Origin of the sequence: Leuconostoc aquikimchii, assembly GCF_040838325.1 — a bacterium.
GTDB classification, from domain to species: domain Bacteria; phylum Bacillota; class Bacilli; order Lactobacillales; family Lactobacillaceae; genus Leuconostoc; species Leuconostoc aquikimchii.
Genome location: NZ_JBFPER010000001.1, coordinates 564413 through 585823, shown reverse-complemented (window position 1 = coordinate 585823; position 21411 = coordinate 564413). Strand labels below are relative to the sequence as shown.

19 protein-coding genes and 2 pseudogenes are annotated in these 21411 nt (G+C 37.8%); 3 read left to right on the top strand and 18 right to left on the bottom strand.

Features of this window, described 5'->3' with window-relative positions:
• Window positions 1-84: 84 nt before the first annotated feature.
• The 7 genes from AB3K24_RS02970 to AB3K24_RS02940 form a co-directional block, all read right to left on the bottom strand.
• Complete coding sequence (locus AB3K24_RS02970) at window positions 85-1365, bottom strand: MFS transporter (RefSeq protein WP_367973722.1); 1281 nt, start codon at window positions 1363-1365, stop codon at window positions 85-87.
• A gap of 245 nt (window positions 1366-1610) precedes the next feature.
• Window positions 1611-4142, bottom strand: a complete 2532-nt coding sequence (locus AB3K24_RS02965) for a M1 family metallopeptidase (RefSeq protein ID WP_367973721.1) — start codon at window positions 4140-4142, stop codon at window positions 1611-1613.
• 86 nt (window positions 4143-4228) lie between these two features.
• Window positions 4229-5170 carry a phosphoglycerate dehydrogenase gene (locus AB3K24_RS02960; RefSeq protein WP_367973720.1) on the bottom strand — a complete coding sequence of 314 codons (942 nt, stop codon included), beginning with the start codon at window positions 5168-5170 and terminating at the stop codon, window positions 4229-4231.
• Window positions 5171-5174: 4 nt separating this feature from the next.
• Window positions 5175-6137 carry a sugar kinase gene (locus AB3K24_RS02955; RefSeq protein ID WP_367973719.1) on the bottom strand — a complete coding sequence of 321 codons (963 nt, stop codon included), beginning with the start codon at window positions 6135-6137 and terminating at the stop codon, window positions 5175-5177.
• A 24-nt stretch (window positions 6138-6161) separates the two neighbouring features.
• Complete coding sequence (locus tag AB3K24_RS02950; protein ID WP_367973718.1) at window positions 6162-7439, bottom strand: gluconate:proton symporter; 1278 nt, start codon at window positions 7437-7439, stop codon at window positions 6162-6164.
• Window positions 7440-7447: 8 nt separating this feature from the next.
• Complete coding sequence (locus AB3K24_RS02945; RefSeq protein WP_367973717.1) at window positions 7448-8191, bottom strand: sugar phosphate isomerase/epimerase family protein; 744 nt, start codon at window positions 8189-8191, stop codon at window positions 7448-7450.
• Between the two features lie 10 nt (window positions 8192-8201).
• Window positions 8202-8459, bottom strand: a complete 258-nt coding sequence (locus AB3K24_RS02940; protein WP_367973716.1) for a hypothetical protein — start codon at window positions 8457-8459, stop codon at window positions 8202-8204.
• Window positions 8460-8571: 112 nt separating this feature from the next.
• Here AB3K24_RS02940 and AB3K24_RS02935 point away from each other — a divergent pair, with 112 nt between their 5' ends.
• Both AB3K24_RS02935 and AB3K24_RS02930 read left to right on the top strand, forming a co-directional pair.
• The gene (locus tag AB3K24_RS02935; protein WP_367973715.1) at window positions 8572-9558 is read left to right on the top strand and encodes a LacI family DNA-binding transcriptional regulator; all 987 of its coding nucleotides are present in this window, start codon (window positions 8572-8574) and stop codon (window positions 9556-9558) included.
• A 98-nt stretch (window positions 9559-9656) separates the two neighbouring features.
• Entirely contained in the window at window positions 9657-11789 is a 2133-nt protein-coding gene (locus AB3K24_RS02930) for a cation:proton antiporter (protein WP_367973714.1), read from the top strand.
• Between the two features lie 354 nt (window positions 11790-12143).
• On the opposite strand, the gene AB3K24_RS02925 is transcribed toward AB3K24_RS02930, so the two are convergent.
• The 5 genes from AB3K24_RS02925 to AB3K24_RS02905 all read right to left on the bottom strand — a co-directional run bounded on the left by AB3K24_RS02925 (window position 12144) and on the right by AB3K24_RS02905 (window position 14729).
• Window positions 12144-12374 (bottom strand): Blp family class II bacteriocin, encoded by a 231-nt coding sequence (locus AB3K24_RS02925; protein WP_367973713.1) that lies wholly within the window; start codon window positions 12372-12374, stop codon window positions 12144-12146.
• Between the two features lie 24 nt (window positions 12375-12398).
• Window positions 12399-12623, bottom strand: coding sequence for a hypothetical protein (locus AB3K24_RS02920; RefSeq protein ID WP_220734184.1), 225 nt, complete (start codon window positions 12621-12623; stop codon window positions 12399-12401).
• An 88-nt stretch (window positions 12624-12711) separates the two neighbouring features.
• Window positions 12712-12972 (bottom strand): helix-turn-helix domain-containing protein, encoded by a 261-nt coding sequence (locus tag AB3K24_RS02915; RefSeq protein WP_367973712.1) that lies wholly within the window; start codon window positions 12970-12972, stop codon window positions 12712-12714.
• A gap of 127 nt (window positions 12973-13099) precedes the next feature.
• Window positions 13100-13981, bottom strand: a complete 882-nt coding sequence (gene miaA, locus AB3K24_RS02910) for a tRNA (adenosine(37)-N6)-dimethylallyltransferase MiaA (protein WP_367973711.1) — start codon at window positions 13979-13981, stop codon at window positions 13100-13102.
• Window positions 13974-14729 carry a glycerophosphodiester phosphodiesterase gene (locus AB3K24_RS02905; RefSeq protein WP_367973710.1) on the bottom strand — a complete coding sequence of 252 codons (756 nt, stop codon included), beginning with the start codon at window positions 14727-14729 and terminating at the stop codon, window positions 13974-13976. Before AB3K24_RS02905 ends, miaA begins: the two co-directional genes overlap by 8 nt.
• 88 nt (window positions 14730-14817) lie before the next feature.
• Here AB3K24_RS02905 and AB3K24_RS02900 point away from each other — a divergent pair, with 88 nt between their 5' ends.
• On the top strand, window positions 14818-15000 hold the full coding sequence (locus AB3K24_RS02900; protein ID WP_220734181.1) for a DUF3042 family protein: 183 nt from the start codon (window positions 14818-14820) through the stop codon (window positions 14998-15000).
• 67 nt (window positions 15001-15067) lie between these two features.
• Here AB3K24_RS02900 and AB3K24_RS02895 read toward each other — a convergent pair whose 3' ends face one another.
• The 6 genes and pseudogenes from AB3K24_RS02895 to AB3K24_RS02870 form a co-directional block, all read right to left on the bottom strand.
• A complete protein-coding gene (locus AB3K24_RS02895) occupies window positions 15068-15421 on the bottom strand; it encodes a PH domain-containing protein (protein WP_367973709.1) in 354 nt (117 codons plus the stop codon).
• The gene (locus AB3K24_RS02890; RefSeq protein ID WP_367973708.1) at window positions 15405-15800 is read right to left on the bottom strand and encodes a TetR/AcrR family transcriptional regulator; all 396 of its coding nucleotides are present in this window, start codon (window positions 15798-15800) and stop codon (window positions 15405-15407) included. Before AB3K24_RS02890 ends, AB3K24_RS02895 begins: the two co-directional genes overlap by 17 nt.
• A gap of 334 nt (window positions 15801-16134) precedes the next feature.
• Window positions 16135-17832 carry a glycosyl transferase gene (locus tag AB3K24_RS02885; RefSeq protein WP_367973707.1) on the bottom strand — a complete coding sequence of 566 codons (1698 nt, stop codon included), beginning with the start codon at window positions 17830-17832 and terminating at the stop codon, window positions 16135-16137.
• Window position 17833: 1 nt separating this feature from the next.
• A complete protein-coding gene (locus tag AB3K24_RS02880) occupies window positions 17834-19363 on the bottom strand; it encodes a glycosyltransferase (protein WP_367973706.1) in 1530 nt (509 codons plus the stop codon).
• A gap of 106 nt (window positions 19364-19469) precedes the next feature.
• Window positions 19470-19580 (bottom strand): annotated as a pseudogene (locus AB3K24_RS02875) (LPXTG cell wall anchor domain-containing protein); the annotation flags it as partial.
• A gap of 7 nt (window positions 19581-19587) precedes the next feature.
• A pseudogene (locus AB3K24_RS02870) lies at window positions 19588-21198 on the bottom strand (pentapeptide repeat-containing protein); the annotation flags it as partial.
• Window positions 21199-21411: the final 213 nt, after the last annotated feature.

Below are 21411 nucleotides of genomic sequence, written 5' to 3'. Positions count from 1 at the left end.
ATTCTCATTATACACCCATTAAGTCGACATCAAAAAAGTTCACAAATCATTTATCGTTAAATGATTTGTGAACCAAAAGATTTATTAATTTGTTTCTTGATAATGACTGTTTGCACCCAGTTTTTTAAAGTCTGGAATCGTTAGCATGAATGCCAAACTAATCAAGTACATCACAGTCAAACTCAACATGACTGCGGCGACATCATAATTATCCATAATCCAACCAATAACAACTGACGAGAATGCGCCTAAGGCACGTCCGGATCCCATGAGCGTGTTCGCAGCCGTTGCTCTGATTTCGGCTGGATACAGACGACTAATGACAGCACCAAAGCCACCGTACATGCCATTAGAGAAGAAACCAACGACTGCGCCCAACATGGTTAACGTCCACATATTATAAGCAAACGTAAACGTGTAAATCATGATCGCTGAACCAACCAAGAAAATAGCAAACGCTTGTCGTGGTCCAATTCTATCTAAAATAGTCCCAAATGTCATCATGCCAACAGCCATACCCATAATAATTGGGATCATGCCTAAGTTTACATAGCCAGCTGTCACAGTTGACGTTATCCCCAACTGTTTTCTCATGATTGTTGGTAACCAGTTCATCAAGCCATAATAGCCAGATGTTTGGATGGTTAGCATAATGATCAACACGAATGACGTGTAAGCACGCTTCGGCGTATTGGCGATAAATTTAAAGCTGAATTTTTTGCGACCTGATTTGTAATCAGACTTCAGTTGTTCAAATGCCGGTGTTTCTTTTAAATGTCGGCGAACAATATAAACGACGATTAGCGGTAAGAAACCAATCATGAACAAACCACGCCAACCAAATGCTGGCATAATGAGTGTTGCCAAGATAGCTGCTAGAATAGCACCTACTTGTCCCCCAATTGCTGTAATTGAACTCATTCTGCCAACACGGTTGGCTCGGAAACTTTCAGCAATCAACGCCATACTGACACCATATTCACCACCAGTTCCCATACCTAGTAAGAAACGAGAGGCATAAATCGTATGTGCATTATCAAGAAATGCTAGAATGACCGTCGCAAATGTCACTAACATCACTGTATATGACAAAACACGTACACGACCAATACGATCAGCTAATATGCCAAACAGGACACTACCAAGTAAGGCCCCCCAGTTAGACATGGCAGCAATAATACCACCCTGCGCCCCAGTAATGTGCAATTCTGCAATCATCGGTGCCAAAGCAAATGACAAAAATGTTGCGTCCATGTGGTCTAATGTAAAGCCTAATGTTGTCGATCCAAGGACCACTTTTTGTTCGCTAGTCATCTTGCTCGACATTAAATTTTCTTCGGTGTTACTAGACTGACTCTGTGACATTATAATTCCCCTTCAAAATGATTGCTCACTGGCAACCTTTATTTTGTCCGTTAAATATTAAACCATAAATAACGATAAGAAGCAATTAAACGTTTAACATTTTTATTAAAATACAGACATCTGTTTCTTTTTTAGTCAAACTAAAGCAGCTAAGTGCTTCATGACTTTATCATTATCTTGATTTTCTAATTCTTTTACTACAACAAAAAAAGGAACCACATCAAGCTATGGTTCCTTCTACGTGCTTAAATATTATCAGCTATCATTTGATTCACTGCATTTTTTTCTGATGCAATTAATGCCACACGACCACTAATCACACGTGTATCCATTTTAATTTCACGCGTTAAGCCCGGTTGATCAATTTTTGGATTAAAGAAATTTTTAAATTCTTCTAAGCGCTGGGCTGTCTTCAAAACACTAGCAGCCACGGTAATATAAGTCGTAAACTCCATATCACCACCAACTTTAGATTCTAGCCAATCCCAATCTTGTCGTAACCAATCCCAAGCAGCTTTTTCACCATGTGCATTACGCAAAGTATTACCAAACCATCCCCGCAAATCTTGTGGCTTAATCACATCCGTTTTTTTAAATGTTGCCACCAACTGACTGACAAGTTTTGGATCCGTGACACTCGTAATCGCCGCACGCAAATCTTGTTTGTAACCCGCGTCAGAGGTCTTGCGATAATTTAACAGCAAGTCATCAAATAGCGTTTGATTCCCATGATTTTGAACCTCATTACGAATAATGAACACACGTATTTCTGCTGGTAACTTCTGCAAATCACTCTCATGTGTTTTGAATAGGTCATGCGCCTGTGTCGTTGCGACACTATTCTCTGCGTACAATGCAGCTGAAACAATGTAAGGACGCGTTAATTCATCATCTAATGATTCATTTCCCTTTGCATGCCAACCTAACCGTTCAAACTGCTGACGACTCAATTTATCATAGAACTGCTTCAAATTCTTTTCTTCATCAGAATCAGGTGTTACAAACTGACGTAGGTCTTGCGCAACAGCGTATAAGGCATCGTTAACAATCTTAGAGTTACTATGAGCAAAACGTAAGAGTAACGGTACAATTTCTGAAAATGCGATTTGTCGTCCCTGAGCTAAAATATGCAAATCTTGAATAATTTGACGTTGTGTAATCGCATCTAGTTGGTCAACATTAACTAAAATATTTTGTAAGAGTGTTGCATCATATTTAACAATAAAATGTGAGTCATTTCTCATATTGAGGTAAAATGCTTCGCCAGCCTCTCGACGCAACGTGACATAATCACCTAGAACAACCTTTTGTTCAGTCATTATTTTGGGTACTGCCTCATAATTACTGTTGACAGGTATTTGCCACAAACGATTGGCATCTTGTCCTTCTCCAATGAAGAATTGTTGCTGTGTTAAAGTTAACTGACCATCAAGCACTTCAGCTGAAATAACTGGATAGCCTGGTTGTTCCAACCACGAATTCATGACAGCTGAAATATCTTGTCCAGAAGCGTCACCCAATGCTTGCCACAAATCAGCGCCAGTGGCGTTATTATATTTGTGCGCAGCAAAATAATTTTTCAAACCTTCACGCAAAGCATCATCGCCAATTAACGCACGTACCATGACCAGCATGCGTGCACCCTTTGCATAAACAATTGCGGCATCAAACAGCGAATCAATCTCAGCTGGATGATTGACTTGAACATGCACGGCTTGCACGCCATCGGTTGCATCACGACGCAAAGCGGCTGGTACATCAGATGTCTGGAACAATTCCCAAATATGCCACTCAGGTTCAAGTGCATCAATAGCAACATATTCCATCATGTTGGCAAAACTTTCATTTAACCACAAATCGTCCCACCATTTCATCGTCACCAAATCACCAAACCATTGATGAGCGAGTTCATGGGCGATCACTGTTGCCACAACCTGTTTGGCTTCCAAGGCCGTATTGTCTGGGTCAAGCACTAAATACGCTTCACGATAAGTGACTAAGCCCCAATTTTCCATAGCACCAGCTGAAAAGTCAGGTAATGCCAGTTGATTTGATTGTGCTAATGGATAAGGTGTTTGATAAAAATCTTCGAAAAATTCAATCGAACGTTTAGCGATATCTAATGCAAAATCAAGTGTTTTAGGGTCATGTGCCTTTGTCGCATAAACACCAACCTTAACCCCGCTGGCCGTCTGCGTTTGTTTGTTTTGTAACTCACCAAATGCAAAGGCAATCAGATAAGTTGACATTTTTACTGTGGTATCAAAATAATGAATATTATTTTCGACGCGTAATTCTGGCATGTTAGCTAATATTGTTTCGTCTGACTGCTCATCAAACTTAATCGCTAAATCAAATGTTGCTTTAGCCTCTGGTTCATCAATACAAGGAAAAGCTTGACGCGCAAAACTGGTCTCAAATTGTGTCCCAATAATTTGCTTCTTCTCACCATCAATTTCATAGTACGACGGATAAATACCCATCATCGTATCAGTTAACGGTGCTGTATAGTCAATAGTTATCTGTGTTTTCCCAGATTTTGGCAATGTGATGTTAAGCGCATCCAGTTCACGATCAAGCACAAACGGCACTGGCTGGCCAGCAACTTGTACGGCACTAACAGACAGATCTTTTTGATGCAGGGCAATTTTTGAATCTTGCGCTATCCCTGAAATTGTTGTTTTCCCACTAATTTTTTTTGACGAACGATCGATATCCAAATATATATCATAATGATTTGGTTGTAATGTATTATAAAATCGTGTTAATTCGTCCATAATTTCTCCTTCAAATTGTTAGAATACTTCCATTATACACGTTTAAAATAAAAACGTCCCCATCAGGAACGTTTAAAAAATAACTATCAATCCAACTGATTCACAGCAGATTCTGGCTTTTCTCCCTGCAATACACGCACAATATCGTGTGTTGCGTCAATTGCCATCCGTGCTTTTGTTTCAATCGTGTTAGAAGCAATATGTGGTGTCAGCAAAACATTGTCTAAGCCAACCAATGGATTGGTCACCGGCAACGGCTCTTCTTCAAAAACGTCCAGAGCAGCACCGCCAATATCACCATTTTTTAAAGCAGTCACTAACTCTGATTCAACAATAATCACCCCACGAGCCATGTTAATTAAATAAGCATCGTTTTTCATCATCTTAAATTCAGCCGTACCAATCGTGTGTATTGTTTCAGGTATTGCTGGTAAATGAACCATAACATAATCAGCTGTTTTAAAAATTGTCTCACGATCAACTATGTTAACGCTATCTGTTGATTTTGCAAATGGATCATAAGCAATTATTTTCACGTCAAAGCCACTTAATTTTTTCGCTACCTGTTGACCAATGCGACCAAATCCAAGAATACCAACCGTTTTTCCGGCAATATCGCGACCTGGATGCGACTTACGATAATTCCAGTTGTCCGCGTGAATTGCTGCCGCATTTTGATACAAATTTTTACTAATTGCTAATAATTCTGATACGGCTGTTTCCGCAACGGAACCAGATAAGGCTTTTGGCGTATTTACCACGTAGATACCACGTTTTGTCGCTGCAGCAACGTCAACCGCGTCATAACCAACGCCGTTACGGGCAATCACTTGCAAATTGGCCATGCTGTCCATCACATCACCATCAAAAGGTTGCGTGCCAATTAAAATTGCAGACGCTTGCGCACCTTCTTTTTTCATTTTATCGCGCTCACGTCCAGAGCCAACGACCACCTCAAACCCGGCATCAGTTAAAATCTTCTTACCAACTGCCGGAATATCATCTGGTAAATATACTTGCTTGGTCATATTTTTAGTCCTCTTTCTGTTCTGATGCTAAGTATTGTGTCAATTGATCGGATGTTGGGTACCCATCATTATCGCCAGTTGTTTGCACCTGCAAAGCACCAACTGCATTCCCACGTTCAACTGCTTTAGCCATCGGTAACCCTTCAATTAGCGCAGTAATTAAGCCTAGTGCAAAGCCATCCCCTGCACCAACCGTGTCGACCACCTTCTCAACATGAAACCCTTTAACTGTGTAACTGTCACCAGATTTATTTTTGACATATGCACCTTCTGGTCCAAGCTTTACGACCACGGTCTGCGTTCTGTCGCTATTGGCCAAGTAAAAATCAGCAATTTTTTCAGGGTCACGTGATCCCATCAAAATTTCACCTTCGTTAATACCAGGCAAAACAATTTCACCATATTTAGCTAAATCGTTAATTGTTTCAATCATCACCGCCTGTGATTCCCATAGTGCTGGACGTAAATTAGGGTCAAATGTCGTTTGAATGCCACGTGTAATAAGCTGTTCGGCGAAGTAACGAAATGCTTCTCGTGCCTGCATTGAAATAGCTGGAAAAATACCTGATAAATGCGCCATTTTAACGCCAGAAAAGTCAATATGATCAATATTGGATTTATCAAAATGTGCCGCTGCTGACTGACGTCGGAAATTAAACGTGGTTGGATCCCCTTGATCAACTAACTCTTTTAACTGAAAAGCGGTCCAGTTATTGTCATCAGTTGCAATATAATGATTACCAACATGATACTTTGATATTTCTTTAATTGTAAACTGTCCTAATGGATCAGCACCAACTTGAGAAATATATTCAGTACTATGTCCCAAACGACTAGCACCAATCATAACGTTAAGTTCAGCACCGCCCAAAAATTTATAATAGTTAATACTGTCAACTAATCCCGCATTCAAATCAGTTGACGTAAAGGTAACAATTGGTTCACCTAGTGTCAAAATTTCACTCATTTTATTCTCCTCCAATTGCTAGTCTTAGTGTCCAAAGAAAGCAAACACTAATAGTTCATTGACGATTGATACCGCCCACATCACCGGAATACCCATTTTTAAAAACTCTTTCGTTTCAAGCTTAGAATACGTCAATGCCCATGTGTTCCATGATTGTGTTAAATCGATAGAAACTGCCATAATGCTTGCCGTGTATAGCAATGGTAGCAAGAAAATTGGTGGGAATGTGCCAGTTGCCGCCAATACTGCTGCCGTCGCCGCACCAGCACCCCAAACGTGTAACGGTCCACGAAATAATGCTAAGGGGGCCAAAATACCAACTGCAATTGCCAAAACTAAAGGACTATGTGGCAAAATCACTTCAATAATACCCTTAAAATGAGGGACATTAACTGTCGCTGCGCCGGCAAACATAACCAGTGCCATCAAAAAGATAATTAAACCGGAAATGTCATTAATTGCTTGCGACACTGTTTTATTAATAAACGCAACCAAGCCAGTATAAGATTTCATTTGGCCAGTTAAAAGTAAAGCAATAATCGTTGCTAACAACAAAGCTGGAATCGCGTCCCAATGAAAAAACATGTTTAGGGCGACTGGTATGATTGGTACAACGAAAGTAATCGGATGTGTCCGTTTGAAATCGACCTGACTATTGGCAGCAATCGTTTCAATTTTACCGTTTTTAATACTTTTACTGTTGATTAAAATAAAAATAATGACACCAATCAATTGCACACTCATGGCTGCTAAACCAAAAATTAAATATTTACCAGAGAAACTAACTGATGGAAAAAAAGCTTTAATTTGATTAAACAATACCACGTTAATATACATTGGCGCACCAATGGCCATTGTAAACGCTGGAATAGCGACTTTTTTAGGGACACCAATTGATAACAAAATCGGAATCAAAATGACCCCAATCGCGATGACTGACCCCACCCCATACGCTGATGAAAAAATCAGCGCTGTGACTAAGACAACTAGTATTGCCGCAAGGATCGGCGCCCTACGGCCAACTCTTTCAGTTTGTGCAGAGATAGATCCTGCAATACCAGAATCTACTAGCACCCGACCAAACCATGAACCAAACACAATATATATAATTGTTGGTCCGTAATTAAGTGCTGGTGTCGCAATGACATCTTGAATCACGACATTAAATGGCACCAGGCCAATCACTGACCATAGCAACGCCATAACGAAGAAGCCAATAACTAAATTGCCACCCTTAACAATATAATAAATGAATCCGACAAACGTCAATAGCAGTAAAATACTAATAATAATATTGGTCATCATATACCTCAGTTATACACTTTAAGTGCTTGGATACCATCAATAATGGTTTGTTCATTTGCAGTTGGATATTCAATAGCTACCGGTATGTTTTGTGGTAATATTTGCATGATTTCTTGCCAAGAAATATCCCCCTCATTTAATGGGACAGTGACAAGATTATCACCTGATCCTTTATCATCTTTCACATGAATATAACTGACATATGATGTTAATTGTTTTGCTGCCGTTAGCTCATCTTCCCCCACATAACGCCAATTTCCCATGTCATAGACATAGCCAATAGCAAGGTCCGCCGCATGTGCAGCTGTCATAAACTTTTCAATGGCACGCATTTTACCAGATGTTTGCGTTTGATCGTTTTCAATATTTGTTTGAATGCCAAAGTGCAATAACGTTTTTAATGTCGCAATGTCCTCTGGCAATAGGGTCTCAAAATCTCCCGTATTGAACTTAATAGCAGTAACACCCAACTGACTCGCTTCATGATAATACTGACTCAACCTTGGGTTAACCCGATGATTAACAAACATGTCATCTGGTACTGAATAAAACAGACGTATATTTTGTGATTTAGCATAAGCTGAAATAGCCGGTGTTTCTGCAATAATGTCATCAAAGTATTCACGTCGTAACTCAGCAGATTGAATGCCAAAACCAACGACTTTTTTTAACATATCTAACTGTTGCCCACCATTTGCACGATCAGATGCGAACACTAAATGGTTCAAAACAATTTGTGATTTTTTCATAATACACTCCTTAATATTTGTTTAAATCTGCAACATGTTTCAATAACGCATCAAAACCTAACTCTGATAAATCATGTGGTTGTGATTTAACAAAATTTTCGCTTTCAATTTTGTTAAATTTTTCAACCAGGAAATAAGCAGAAAGATATGCTGCTAACTCTTTTTTAGCCATACTCTCAAGTTCTTTTTCATTGAAGTCAAACTTGACAGATGCAATGAACTGTTGTGCGAATTTTTCAGGATCAATACTGATTTTTTCTTTTTCCATGTTTTATCCTTTTTTGGTTTAACGTTTTCGGAAACCGGTTTACAAAGTCTATTGTAAACGCTTTCAGTTTTTTTATCAACCCCTCATTTTTAATTTGGCGTATAATGTTTGCATGGATAAAAAAATCACAATTAACGATATTGCTGCAAAAGCTGGCGTTTCGAAAACAACAATTTCTCGTTATTTAAATGATAAATTCGACAATATGTCAAAAACAACAAAAGTTCGTATTGAACAGACAATTGCTGAACTTGATTATCATCCCAACAGACAAGCACAAGCCTTGAAAGCACGAAATTCTTTTTTAATTGGCGTCTCTGTGGCTGATATTTCTAATATGTACACCTCTCGTTTACTAAAAGGTATTGGGGATTATTTTCAAAAAACACATTATCAAGTTTTAATTATGGATGCTGATAATGACATCAATCGTGAGTTGAGTAATTTAGAACAAATGATGACCGAGCAAATAGACGGTATGATTTTACAACCACTGGTTCATCAACCTGATCACTATCAGTTTTTGATTAACAAAAAAACACCGGTCGTTCAAGTTGATCGTTACATTGAACCGTTTACCTGGCCCGCTGTCGTGTCTGATAACTTTCAAAAGTCAGTTGACCTCGCTAAAATATTTAAGACCAAACAGTACGACACAGTCATTGTTTTGGCCAATCGTATTACTGGTGTATCAAGTCGTATGAATCGCTATAATGGTTTAAAAGCCGGTCTGACAGGAAGTCAGATAACAGTTCATCTAATTGAAATTGATGATTCCAATTGGCAATCAATTTTAACGGCTACCCTAAATGTTAGTCAACGAACAGCTATTTTTGCACTTAATGGTCAAGTGCTATGGTCTGCTGTTCGTTTCTTAAAAGCACAACAACTCCGTGTACCAGAAGATGTCGGATTAGTTGGTTATGACGATGATCAGTTCGCAGATATGATTTCGCCAGCTATTGCTTCTGTTTCACAAAATCCACAAGAAATTGGCCGTATTGCTGCTGAAAAGTTAAACTTGATTATGAACGAACATGGTGTTTTGCCTAAAAATATCCGTATTCCGTCTACGATTCAACTGCGTGATTCGTTATGAGTCAGTTAAACGACGTTTTTCCATCAAGAAAAACGTCGTTTGTCATGACTATTTAATTTGACGCAGTTGGCCCATACAAAAAATTAGCGAGGAGCACCATGACGACTTTATATACGCTAGCCTTACTATTGATTGGTGTCATTGCAACCAATATCATTAAAGAGTTTGTCCCCAAAATACCTGAGGCTTTTATTTTAATTGCTGTTGGTGTTGCCATGTCATTTACATCAATTTTTAAAAATTTTGAGCTCGAACCCGAATTTTTTATGTTAATGATTATCGCGCCAATCATGTTTATTGACGGTCAAAAACAATCATTTGTTAAAATCAAACAACGCTTTGAAGGTATCTGGCTGTTATCAGTCGTTTTAGCTGTGGTGACGACACTCGTTGTCGGCTTAATTACCAATCACATTGAGGTCACTTGGACACTACCTTTAGCTATTACATTAGCTGCTATTGTGACCCCGACCGACGCCGTAGCGGTCAAATCATTAACAGCAGGCACTGATATGCCCGAAGGGGTTGGCGAAGCACTAGAGCTTGAATCACTTTTTAATGATGCTACCGGCCTAGTTATGTTGGATTTAGCACTGTCAGTTTTATCACAAGGTACCTTTTCCGTTGTTCACGGTTTAGAACATTTTTTATTTGTGGCGGTTGGCGGTGTCCTTGTTGGTACAATTCTTGGGTTTCTCATTGTGGCATTACGCGTTAATTTACAACAACGGGCATCAAACCCCGAAACAACCATCATTCCCATTAGTTTGTTAACCCCATTCGCTGTCTATTTACTCGCTGAACACTTAGGCACTTCTGGCATTTTGGCAGTCGTGGCAACCGGCATGGTACATAACTGGGAATCAAGTCGCCTACGTTTGACTTCAACAACCGTGCAATTAACCTCACGCACGATTTGGCGTACCATTGCAGATGTATTAAATGATATTGTTTTTCTGATTTTAGGGATTTCGTTACCTGGCGTTTGGCTATCAATCACAAAAATTGGTTTGTCTGGTACATTACAACTCGCGGCATTGAGTACCTTGATTTATGTCATCATGCTGATTTTACGATACTTTTGGGCTTTGCGCGATGATAATAATAAAAAAAACCGTCACAAGCCAAACAGTTTCACATTATTTTTTGGTGATCGCAATGATAAACAGCACAAGTTTTACGCTCGTATTTTTGCTATCAGTGGTGTGCATGGGACTGTGACCTTAGCCATGGCTTTTTCTTTACCTTATGAAATTGCAGGTCATGCATTCCCCTATCGTGAAGCACTCATTATTGTTGCAACTTTAGTCATTTTAATCAGTATGCTTGTTAGTGCCATCATCTTACCTTTACAATTACCTGCAAAAATCGCATCTTATACAGTCATTGATATCAACCAAACACGTGATAAAATGATAGATTACGCCTCACTAAAAATTCTTGATCACGTCTCCGATCACAGCGTCCGTGAAACGCTGTCGACACAACTCCAATCTCAAAAAAATAAATTATTTATGATGGATGACCGAAAAAAAGCCTCCTCTCAATTTATTGAACTACTAGCGGACACACAAGATTTTGTTTTGATGTATAGTCACAGTGACTCTATCACTAAGACATATAGTCCCAACGCAATTAGCATATACGCTAAAATTTTACAACACACACGTAATAATGGTCCCAAGCAGACGAGATCATTCAAACACCAACTCAAACGTACTTTACGTCGATATGCACGCGAATCAACTTGGCACATCGCAAATCGCGTTATTACACGTGCGCAACGCGAGCGTTTCCGAAAAAATAAATTAGCAACTGATACCACATTTGCTGCTAACGTTAAAAAATGGACCGATACCCGTGATGAACTCATGGCGCTCAACAATGACCTTATCACTGCCACAGACGTTTATTTAGATAATATATTAAGGAAAAGCCTTGCTGATCAAAAGAATGATAATGATCATATTTACCTCGTTCGTGAGGCAATGAATCGCTTTTTCAATCGCGTGAAACGTGATTACAAACACGAATCTGTCCCTGTTAGCAGTGCACTTTACATTCAAGCATTCCAATATGAGTATGACTTCGTGCAACAAGGTGTTTCTGAAGGTAATATTGTACAGCCAATGGCTAGTGCACTTTACAAAGAAATTAATCAAGCACAAATGTTACAATTAGATCAAACCGAACAATTAAATACAGACGAATATACTAAATCAAAAGTATAATGTGTCGCAATAAAAAATAAGGACATTCATGATAATCAAACATGAATGTCCTTATTTTTGTTAAGATCGTATAGTTCTTTATACGCAATCATTACTTTCTATCAGAATAAAAATATCTATTGATTACAATTGACATCACGGTCATAATAATTGTAAAAATCAAACTATCAATTACCGTGTCATGAAAGTTGAACTTTTGTTTAAACAGCAAAGAAAACACAAAAATACCTATAAAATATACAATTGCCATAACCATACTGCCTATGGTTTCTCTTAAAAATATTTTTTTCATATTAATTTTCCTATACATTATTGTTAGATATCAATAAATATCTAATAATTTTAAATTTTAAATTAATGATGCGTTGCAAAATAACCTGCTGTACTGATATAAAATCCACCTACAGCACCAATGCCTGCTCCTGCAACAATTCCTTCTCCTGTCCACCAAGATCCCAAAGCCCCCTTAGTAGCACCTCCAGCTGTACCGGCAGCAACCGTCGATAAATATCCTCCCATATTTGGCTTAGCACCCCCATGTATCAAAGATAAATTTTGTTCACTGATGATGTTAACATTATTCATGGCATTTCCTCCCTTGTTAAATAATTAATTGTGCGATCCCAAATAGGTAATCGTTGAGCCATAAAATCCAGCAGTTCCCCAAATTCCCGCTCCAATAACCATACCTTCTGGTCCAGCTAAACGACCATTCCAAGCACCTTTTAGCATTCCAGTAGCAGTTCCAATAGACGTAGACGCAAGATACCCTCCTATACTACCCTTAGCTCCTCCAAAAATTTGTGATAATTCTTGTTCTGACAACTTATTCATAAATATCCATTACTCCTTCTATAAGTTATCTTATATTATATACAAGATAACTTATAAAATTTCGGACATATTGTCCGAAATTTCACTTTCAAAAAATCAAGTTATCAACATCTGTGTTCAGAATTTCAGATAATTTGATTATTGTATCAATGTCAGGCACCCTAGAGCCTTTTTCATACTTCGTAATTGTTGATAAACTAACATTTAACATGTCCGCTAAATCTCCCCTTTTAAATCCAGCAGTTAGTCTTAGTACTTTAAGGTTAACTGCTATATCTTCAGAGCTGCCACCACAAATGTTTGCCAGGTCTCTTTCAGTCAGTTCACAAAAAACAGAGTTGTCAATCATGTTAATCCCCCCTAATATTTTTAGAATATGCCATATACAATTCTATTTCCTATATTGAAGTTTTGGTACATTCAGTTTTTCTAAAAAGTACAGCAAATCTTAATATTATCTACCTAAATCATCATTTTTATACCCAAGATTCAATACGTGCAGCCAATTCTGCCTGCGATTGCGCGCCATCAAGCCAGATTAAACCAGGAATTTGATGTCTAAGGTACGTTAACTGACGCTTGGCATAGCGCCTAGAATCTTGTTGCATTTGTGCTATAGCCTCATCTAACGTTGTGTCACCACGTAAATACGGAAAAAATTCTTTATAACCAATCGCTTTCCCCGCTTGAATATTTCCCCCACCAGCATCTAAAATACACTGCGCCTCAGTTAGCAAACCAGCAGCAATCATTATCTGCGCGCGTGAATTAATCCGCTCATATAAGATATCACGTGGCCAATCAATGCCAACAACTAATGTATCGTATTTCGGACGCACCTGCTTTGCTTCATGCACCCCGTGGCGAGCAATTTGAATCGCTCGAATGACACGCTGCTTATTATGTTGATCGACTTTATTCGCCAATGTGCTATCAAGCGTCTGTAATTCAATCATAAGATCAGGCAATTCACGTTGTTTTAAGTCACTCACTTCTTGTGCATCACTCGCTACAAAATCAAGTGGTTGCTCACCAAGCAATGCTTTGACATAAAATCCCGTCCCACCTGCAATAATTGGTAATTTACCACGTGACACAATATCGGCAATCGCCTCATCAGCACGAGTAATAAAATCAGCCACCGAAAATTGGTCGGTCATATCAATAATATCTATCAAATGATGTGGCACTAATGTCTGTTCATCAGCAGTCACTTTTGCTGTACCAATGTCTAACTCACGATAAATTTGCATCGCATCAGCTGAAATGATTTCACCGTTAAATTTTTGTGCCATGGCAATGGCTAAGTCACTTTTCCCCGATGCAGTCGGTCCCGCAATAACGACTAGTTTAGTCATGTTCATCCCCTTGAATTTCTTGACGTATTTTAGTAGCTAATGCCACTTGGTTTGTGATTATTCCCCGTAAACCAGCCTTAAAAATACGACGCATATCTGCCTCGTTATCAACCGTCCAGGTTCTCATGTGCACGTTAGGTCGCCAAAAAATATTTGGTTTATTTTTTAAGACACGAATATCTGAATGAATATAATCAAAGACACCTCGCCACTTCAGCCAATAAACTATTGGCGTTGCCCAATATACCAACGCCGCAATATCCGCATCTGGTTGTAATTTCCGGACAATTTTTAACGAATTTAAATTAAAACTTTGATATAGCACATGGTATTTTGGTTGATAGGCGTCCACTTTATCCAATATTTCTTTTTCAATACCTGGGTAAGCAACATGATCTGTTTTTATTTCTAACATTAATGTCTGCTCAAAATTTTGTGTACGCAAAAAAGCCAAAAACTCATCAAAAGTTGGAATTGTCACACCAATCATTTTTGGTTCTTTATAACTACCAGCATCTAACGATTTAATTTCAGCTAACGTCATATCTTTGACAAATCCAGTCCCATTAGTTGTGCGATCAACTTTTTCATCGTGAATCACTACCAGATGCCCATCTTTAGTCCGGTGAACATCCATTTCCAACATATCTGGTTGATAAGCTAAAGCTGCTTCGAAAGCTGGCAAGGTATTTTCCGGTGCTACGACACGGTAGCCACGATGCGCAATAATTTGTGTTTTATTCATCATAACTTAATTATACTAAATTCATTTACAAATGCGTCAAAATAGTTGATAATAGACTTTAAGAAAACTTAAGAAAGAGGTTGTTACTATTATGAAATCATTTAAGTCAGGTATTATTGTTGGTATTTTAAGTTCAGTTGCTGTCGCTGCTGCCACAGCACTAAGCTACCGCCATACAGTGATTAAGCCAGCACAAGAAGCCGAAGAACATCATGAAGAAGTATCAAAACAAGCAATTCGTCGTAGTGTTGCAGCACATCAATCACGCTACTAAAATCAACCATAAAACCTGTGACTTACCAATAAATTTTGATAAGTCACAGGTTTTTTTGAGTAGTCATTTATTTTGTCACTAAATTATTAATCGTTTGTACAACTTCACGCGGCTCAGAAACACCGATGACTAATCGATTATAATGCTCATCTTTTAATTGAATCACAACAGGTAAGCTTGATTGTTTAATGTTAAAAAAAGTAATATCCCCATCTTTTCGAAACGTTCCTGCCCAGTAGCCAGGAATTGCTGTGCCTGGACTTCTAAATCCCTTACTGTCGTTCAAAATACCTGTATCAATCGAAGCCCCAACAATATGGCTTAACGGAATACTAATTTTTTCTTTTAATGCCGCAATTTTGGTTAATCCTGCAGGTGTCACTACCAGTGTGTTATCTTGAACATTAATTATATTTTCCATATTTATCTCCTTCTGATAAAATACCACTATGGTTGAGTAATTGTTGACCTAATTGCACTGAAATATCTGTACTATCTTGGTTTTCATACCATCTCCTGACTATTTCCCTAACAGCCTGATTATTTGGTGTTAACTCCAGCATGGCTACTAATAAAAGTCGCCACGTCAATGTTTCCCTCGTATGATTTTCTAAATTAGCACTCAAGCTTGCAATAAACATCCCCTGTTTACTGCCAAATTCACTATACAAGCTACCACGAAGCAAACCTGTAACTTTTACTAAGTCATCTAACGATGTCCCTTCAAAACCATACTGGCCAAATACTTGACTCATTTGCGCAATAACTTCTTGTTGGTTGAAACTTTTTTTTCTGCCCATAAACTTAGTATATGTTTTGTTGACTGATTAGTCAACAAATAATTTTCACTTAATATATACATAGCAGTAATATTAATTCATGTACAGAAAACATACTCACTCATGCTGTTTGTAATTTATATATGTAAGTCAAGTAATTTCAAACATATTACAAGCTAATAAATATAACAAAATAAGTTATAAATTAACCGTAGGTATATTTTTTGTAATTTGCCGAATCATTAAAATAAGCTACAAAATTAATCTATTCAGAAAAATTTTGTAGCTTATTTAACTTCGTTCAGCATAAACATATGTTTGGTAAAAAGTAAAAAAATCGTATAATTACTAAACTTTAAACGAACTGGCTAGATTCTAAAGATTTTAAAGCTGTTTTGGTAGATTCACCTTGTGCTAATTTATTGCCAAAAATAGCCGCATTTTGTGCCATTATATCGAATTCTTCTGATGTAATATCAGCAATCAAATCTGCAATATCAGATAATGAGTTCACAATCAAGCCTAAATTACCCAACTTAATAACTTCAGCTATTGCTGATTTTTCCCAAGCAATAACTGGTAAACCAGAAGCCATATACAAACTAAACTTATAAGGCCAATTCCATTTTGTATAACGTTGATAATATTTATTATCAGTATCTTCATCCCAAATTAAACCATACCCATTATTTAATAGATGAGCTAATTTTTCAGCTGGAACAAAACCACCGTCATGAATACTATTATTAACTATCCGAACATTTGAATAGTTTTTCTCACCAAAGACAGTTAGTTCAAAATCAACATTCTTTAAATTAGGAAATTTAGATAAGGATCCCGCATAAAAAACATTTTGACTATAATTTGCTGGTTTGACATTTGCATTAATTCTAAAATCATATGGTGAAAGCGGAACAACATTTTTAAGCGTTACACTTGCAATTTCTTTTAATGGTCCCAAAAAATTAATAGGTATAATATTAGCATCAAATTCCGACAAAAGTTGCCTATCATTTTCAGGTATATAATGTTTTCTAGGCATGATTTTTTCCCTAACCAATGTAACGTCATGAATAAATGCCGCCACTACAACTTTGCGATCATGAAACCAATGCAACATTACTAACTCAAGTGTAGGTGAATATTTAGGATATTGCCAAACAACCAAGTCACGAGGACCAACATTTTTAAAATATTTAGATAATTGCCGTTCCATCCAGTCTTTTTCATCGCGGTAAGGTGTATCAAAATTGACAATATTGTACCCCATTTCCTTTGCAGTCATAGTAACATCTGTTCTAGGTTTCCAATAGTTTTTATCTTCAAATTGTACAATCCATTTTTGAGGTGTCTTACTTTTATTTAACTCTCTTGTCACACATTCATCAGTTAATTGGCCTTTTATAACCTGACGATTAGGAATTGAAATATTTAATGTAGGGGCTTCATAACTAATAATTTCCGACACAAATTCACAATCAGCTATTATTTTTTTGAATTCTTCAAAATACCACTCCCAATAATTATTATAAAACCGCTCTTCTCCATTGTCATATAATGACATGCCAGTATTAATTAACTTATCTTTTTGTTTTTGCCAATACATTTCTATACGCTTATGCTTACCAATAAATTGACTCATCACTGGGTGCTGGTTGTCATCGTAATCAACTATTTGTGCTATTTGTTCATTTTGAAAATGGATGACGTCAATATTTTTACCGTTTTTATCCTTCGTATTTACCCGTGAGATATTATGCTGCTTTTCAGCCAAATAAGCATTTACAACGATATTTTGATTAAAGTCTTTGAATTCAAAATCGTGATCACCAGGTATTGAGCGATAATTCCAGACATGCGACTGTGTCCATGGTAAATTTATTATCTTTATCCCTAGCTCTTTACTACGCGTAAAGTAATATAAATTAGTTTCATTTAATGATACTTTATAGTTTAAATCAGACGTCCAAGAAACAATTTTTACCGGTTCATTTTGTTTTTTTTGCCACTGTTGTATCTCTTTATTTATTTTTTCAGCAATAATAATTTTCATATTAGAAATTTCTTTCCATTAATTTTTCCCAAAGTTGCCATATTTTATCTTCGCTATACTTTTCCATGTTTTTTTTACTATTTAACGCATAATATCTCAAAGTTCCTTGTTCTGGCTCACTAAATAATTCCTCGATACGCATTGCTAAATATTTTTTATCATTAGGTGCAATTAAGTCCCCATTAATACGATTAGTGATCATATCATCAGGGCCGTAATCAATGTCATAACAAATAGAAGGTGTTTGTCCCATTTGTGCCTCGAACAATACCATAGGTAATCCTTCATGTTTTGAAGTTAATAAATGTAACTGCGCTTGTGCTATTCGGTGTTTCATTTGTTGATTATTTGTGATACCTTTTAATTGAATATATGATTGTGCATTATTTAAATTAATTAATTTCTGTAATGATTCTCGTTCTACACCATCGCCCCATATTTCTAGATGAATTTTAGAATTACGTTGGTGGGCAAATTTAACAGCAATTATTGCATGATCAATTTGTTTCACACGATCTAATCGAGCTGAAATAATGATTAACCCATCTTCTTTATCCTGCCAACGAATTTCATCGTGTTTATTAACATCTTGTAATGAGAACCAATTTTCGGGAATATAATATATCTTATCCGTTTTATACGATTGTAACTCATTAATGTCTTGCTTTTGACGCCGAGTCAGTGCAATAATGCCAGTATAATTATTTTGATTTAATATCGGATAACTATAGCCTATTCTAATATCATCCGAATTTTTTGTTTCTTTCAATTGAATGTTATGAAGCTGAATGAATAGTTTAATGTTATCTTTTTTATTTAATATTTGTAATTTAGCTAATGTATCACTAATAAATAGGTCAGCAATAACCAGATATTGTTTCTTATTCGCACGTGTGTAGTAAATCAACGCCGCGCTAAGCAAATCATTTTCGTTGTAAAATGTGTCTATTTGTTTTCCTTCGTGAATCCAATCTACTCGCCTAATCTTATTTTGACTATTAAAATAATAAACAATTCGTATATCGCCGTTGCTATTTAAATGTTCTCGTTTAGCTACATAGCTATTCTTATTAGTGCCATCATATCCATAGTATGAACGAGTAGATAAATAACCTCGCCAATCATAATGATCAGTGCGTAGTAAATTATTTGCTTGATTATAATATGAAATATTAAGTAGTCGTCCATCAGGATAACACTTCCAAGAAAGATAACTGCCATTTTTAGACGAAGCAGAATTCATTTCAAGATTAAATTCATATTGTCTGTCTTTATTTAACAAATATTTTTGATAAGCATCTTGTTCTGCTACATAAATATTATCTGTTAAAATATCCGTCAAATCACAAAAATTATCTTTTTTTTCTGGAAAATGATTAATGAAATAAAAACGGTTTGTGACATAAAATGTCGTTGTAATAGCTATCGCGCTGACATTATGTCTTTCAAACAATTCTAGCCTTTTATCAACTGCATAACTAGCACCAGATAAATTTTCAGCATAAAACGTCGTTAAAAATATACTTTGCATAACAATTCCAATCCTTGTATAAAAAAGTTAAATATGTACAAAGAAAAATTAATTATAATTTTTCTTATTTAATGACACTTAAAAATAATCTATATTGTTAACATTTCTATTTTTTACGTTTCTTTGTCATTAAGCCAGCCAATCCAAGCATCGTTAATACAGATAAAGCTGAAATAGCACTACTTGAACTACCTTTTCCCGTTTTAGGTAATTTTACTTTTGATTCATTCTTTAATTTGACTGGTACCTCTGAACTTGGTACTTCCGAACTTGGCGTCTCTGAGCTTGGTACCTCTGAACTTGGCACTTCCGAACTTGGTGTCTCTGAGCTTGGTACTTCCGAACTTGGTACCTCTGAACTTGGTACTTCCGAACTTGGTACCTCTGAACTTGGTACTTCCGAACTTGGTACCTCTGAACTTGGTACTTCCGAACTTGGCGTCTCTGAGCTTGGTACCTCTGAACTTGGTGTCTCTGAACTTGGTACTTCCGAACTTGGTGTCTCTGAACTTGGTACTTCCGAACTTGGTGTCTCTGAACTTGGTGTCTCTGAGCTTGGTACTTCCGAACTTGGTACCTCTGAACTTGGTACTTCCGAACTTGGCGTCTCTGAGCTTGGTACTTCCGAACTTGGTACCTCTGAACTTGGTACTTCCGAACTTGGCGTCTCTGAGCTTGGTACCTCTGAACTTGGTACTTCCGAACTTGGTGTCTCTGAGCTTGGTACCTCTGAACTTGGTACTTCCGAACTTGGTACCTCTGAACTTGGTACTTCCGAACTTGGTACTTCCGAACTTGGCGTCTCTGAACTTGGTACTTCCGAACTTGGCGTCTCTGAGCTTGGTACCTCTGAACTTGGTACTTCCGAACTTGGTACCTCTGAACTTGGTACTTCCGAACTTGGTACTTCCGAACTTGGTACTTCCGAACTTGGCGTCTCTGAACTTGGTGTCTCTGAGCTTGGTACTTCCGAACTTGGTACCTCTGAACTTGGTACTTCCGAACTTGGTGTCTCTGAGCTTGGTACCTCTGAGCTTGGTACCTCTGAACTTGGTACTTCCGAACTTGGCGTCTCTGAACTTGGTGTCTCTGAGCTTGGTACTTCCGAACTTGGTACCTCTGAACTTGGTACTTCCGAACTTGGCGTCTCTGAGCTTGGTACCTCTGAACTTGGCGTCTCTGAACTTGGTACTTCCGAACTTGGTGTCTCTGAGCTTGGTACCTCTGAACTTGGCGTCTCTGAACTTGGTACCTCTGAACTTGGCGTCTCTGAACTTGGTACTTCCGAACTTGGTACTTCCGAACTTGGTGTCTCTGAACTTGGTGTCTCTGAGCTTGGTACTTCCGAACTTGGTACTTCCGAACTTGGCGTCTCTGAACTTGGTACCTCTGAACTTGGCGTCTCTGAACTTGGTACTTCCGAACTTGGCGTCTCTGAGCTTGGTACCTCTGAACTTGGTACTTCCGAACTTGGTGTCTCTGAGCTTGGTACCTCTGAACTTGGTACTTCCGAACTTGGTACCTCTGAACTTGGTACTTCCGAACTTGGTACTTCCGAACTTGGTACTTCCGAACTTGGCGTCTCTGAACTTGGTGTCTCTGAGCTTGGTACTTCCGAACTTGGTACCTCTGAACTTGGTACTTCCGAACTTGGTGTCTCTGAGCTTGGTACCTCTGAACTTGGTACTTCCGAACTTGGTACCTCTGAACTTGGTACTTCCGAACTTGGTACTTCCGAACTTGGCGTCTCTGAACTTGGTACCTCTGAACTTGGCGTCTCTGAACTTGGTACTTCCGAACTTGGCGTCTCTGAGCTTGGTACCTCTGAACTTGGTACTTCCGAACTTGGTGTCTCTGAGCTTGGTACCTCTGAACTTGGTGTTGGATTAAGATCGTACGTGACAATGTACTTCAACGATCCAGTTGATGGCGTTACCGGTTTAACCGTTGTTTGGGTCAAATCGTTTGCTGGATCATCAGTTGAAATCACATGATAACCCTCTATTTTTGGATTAGCAACGCTAACAAAATTGGTATCCCCATCATTC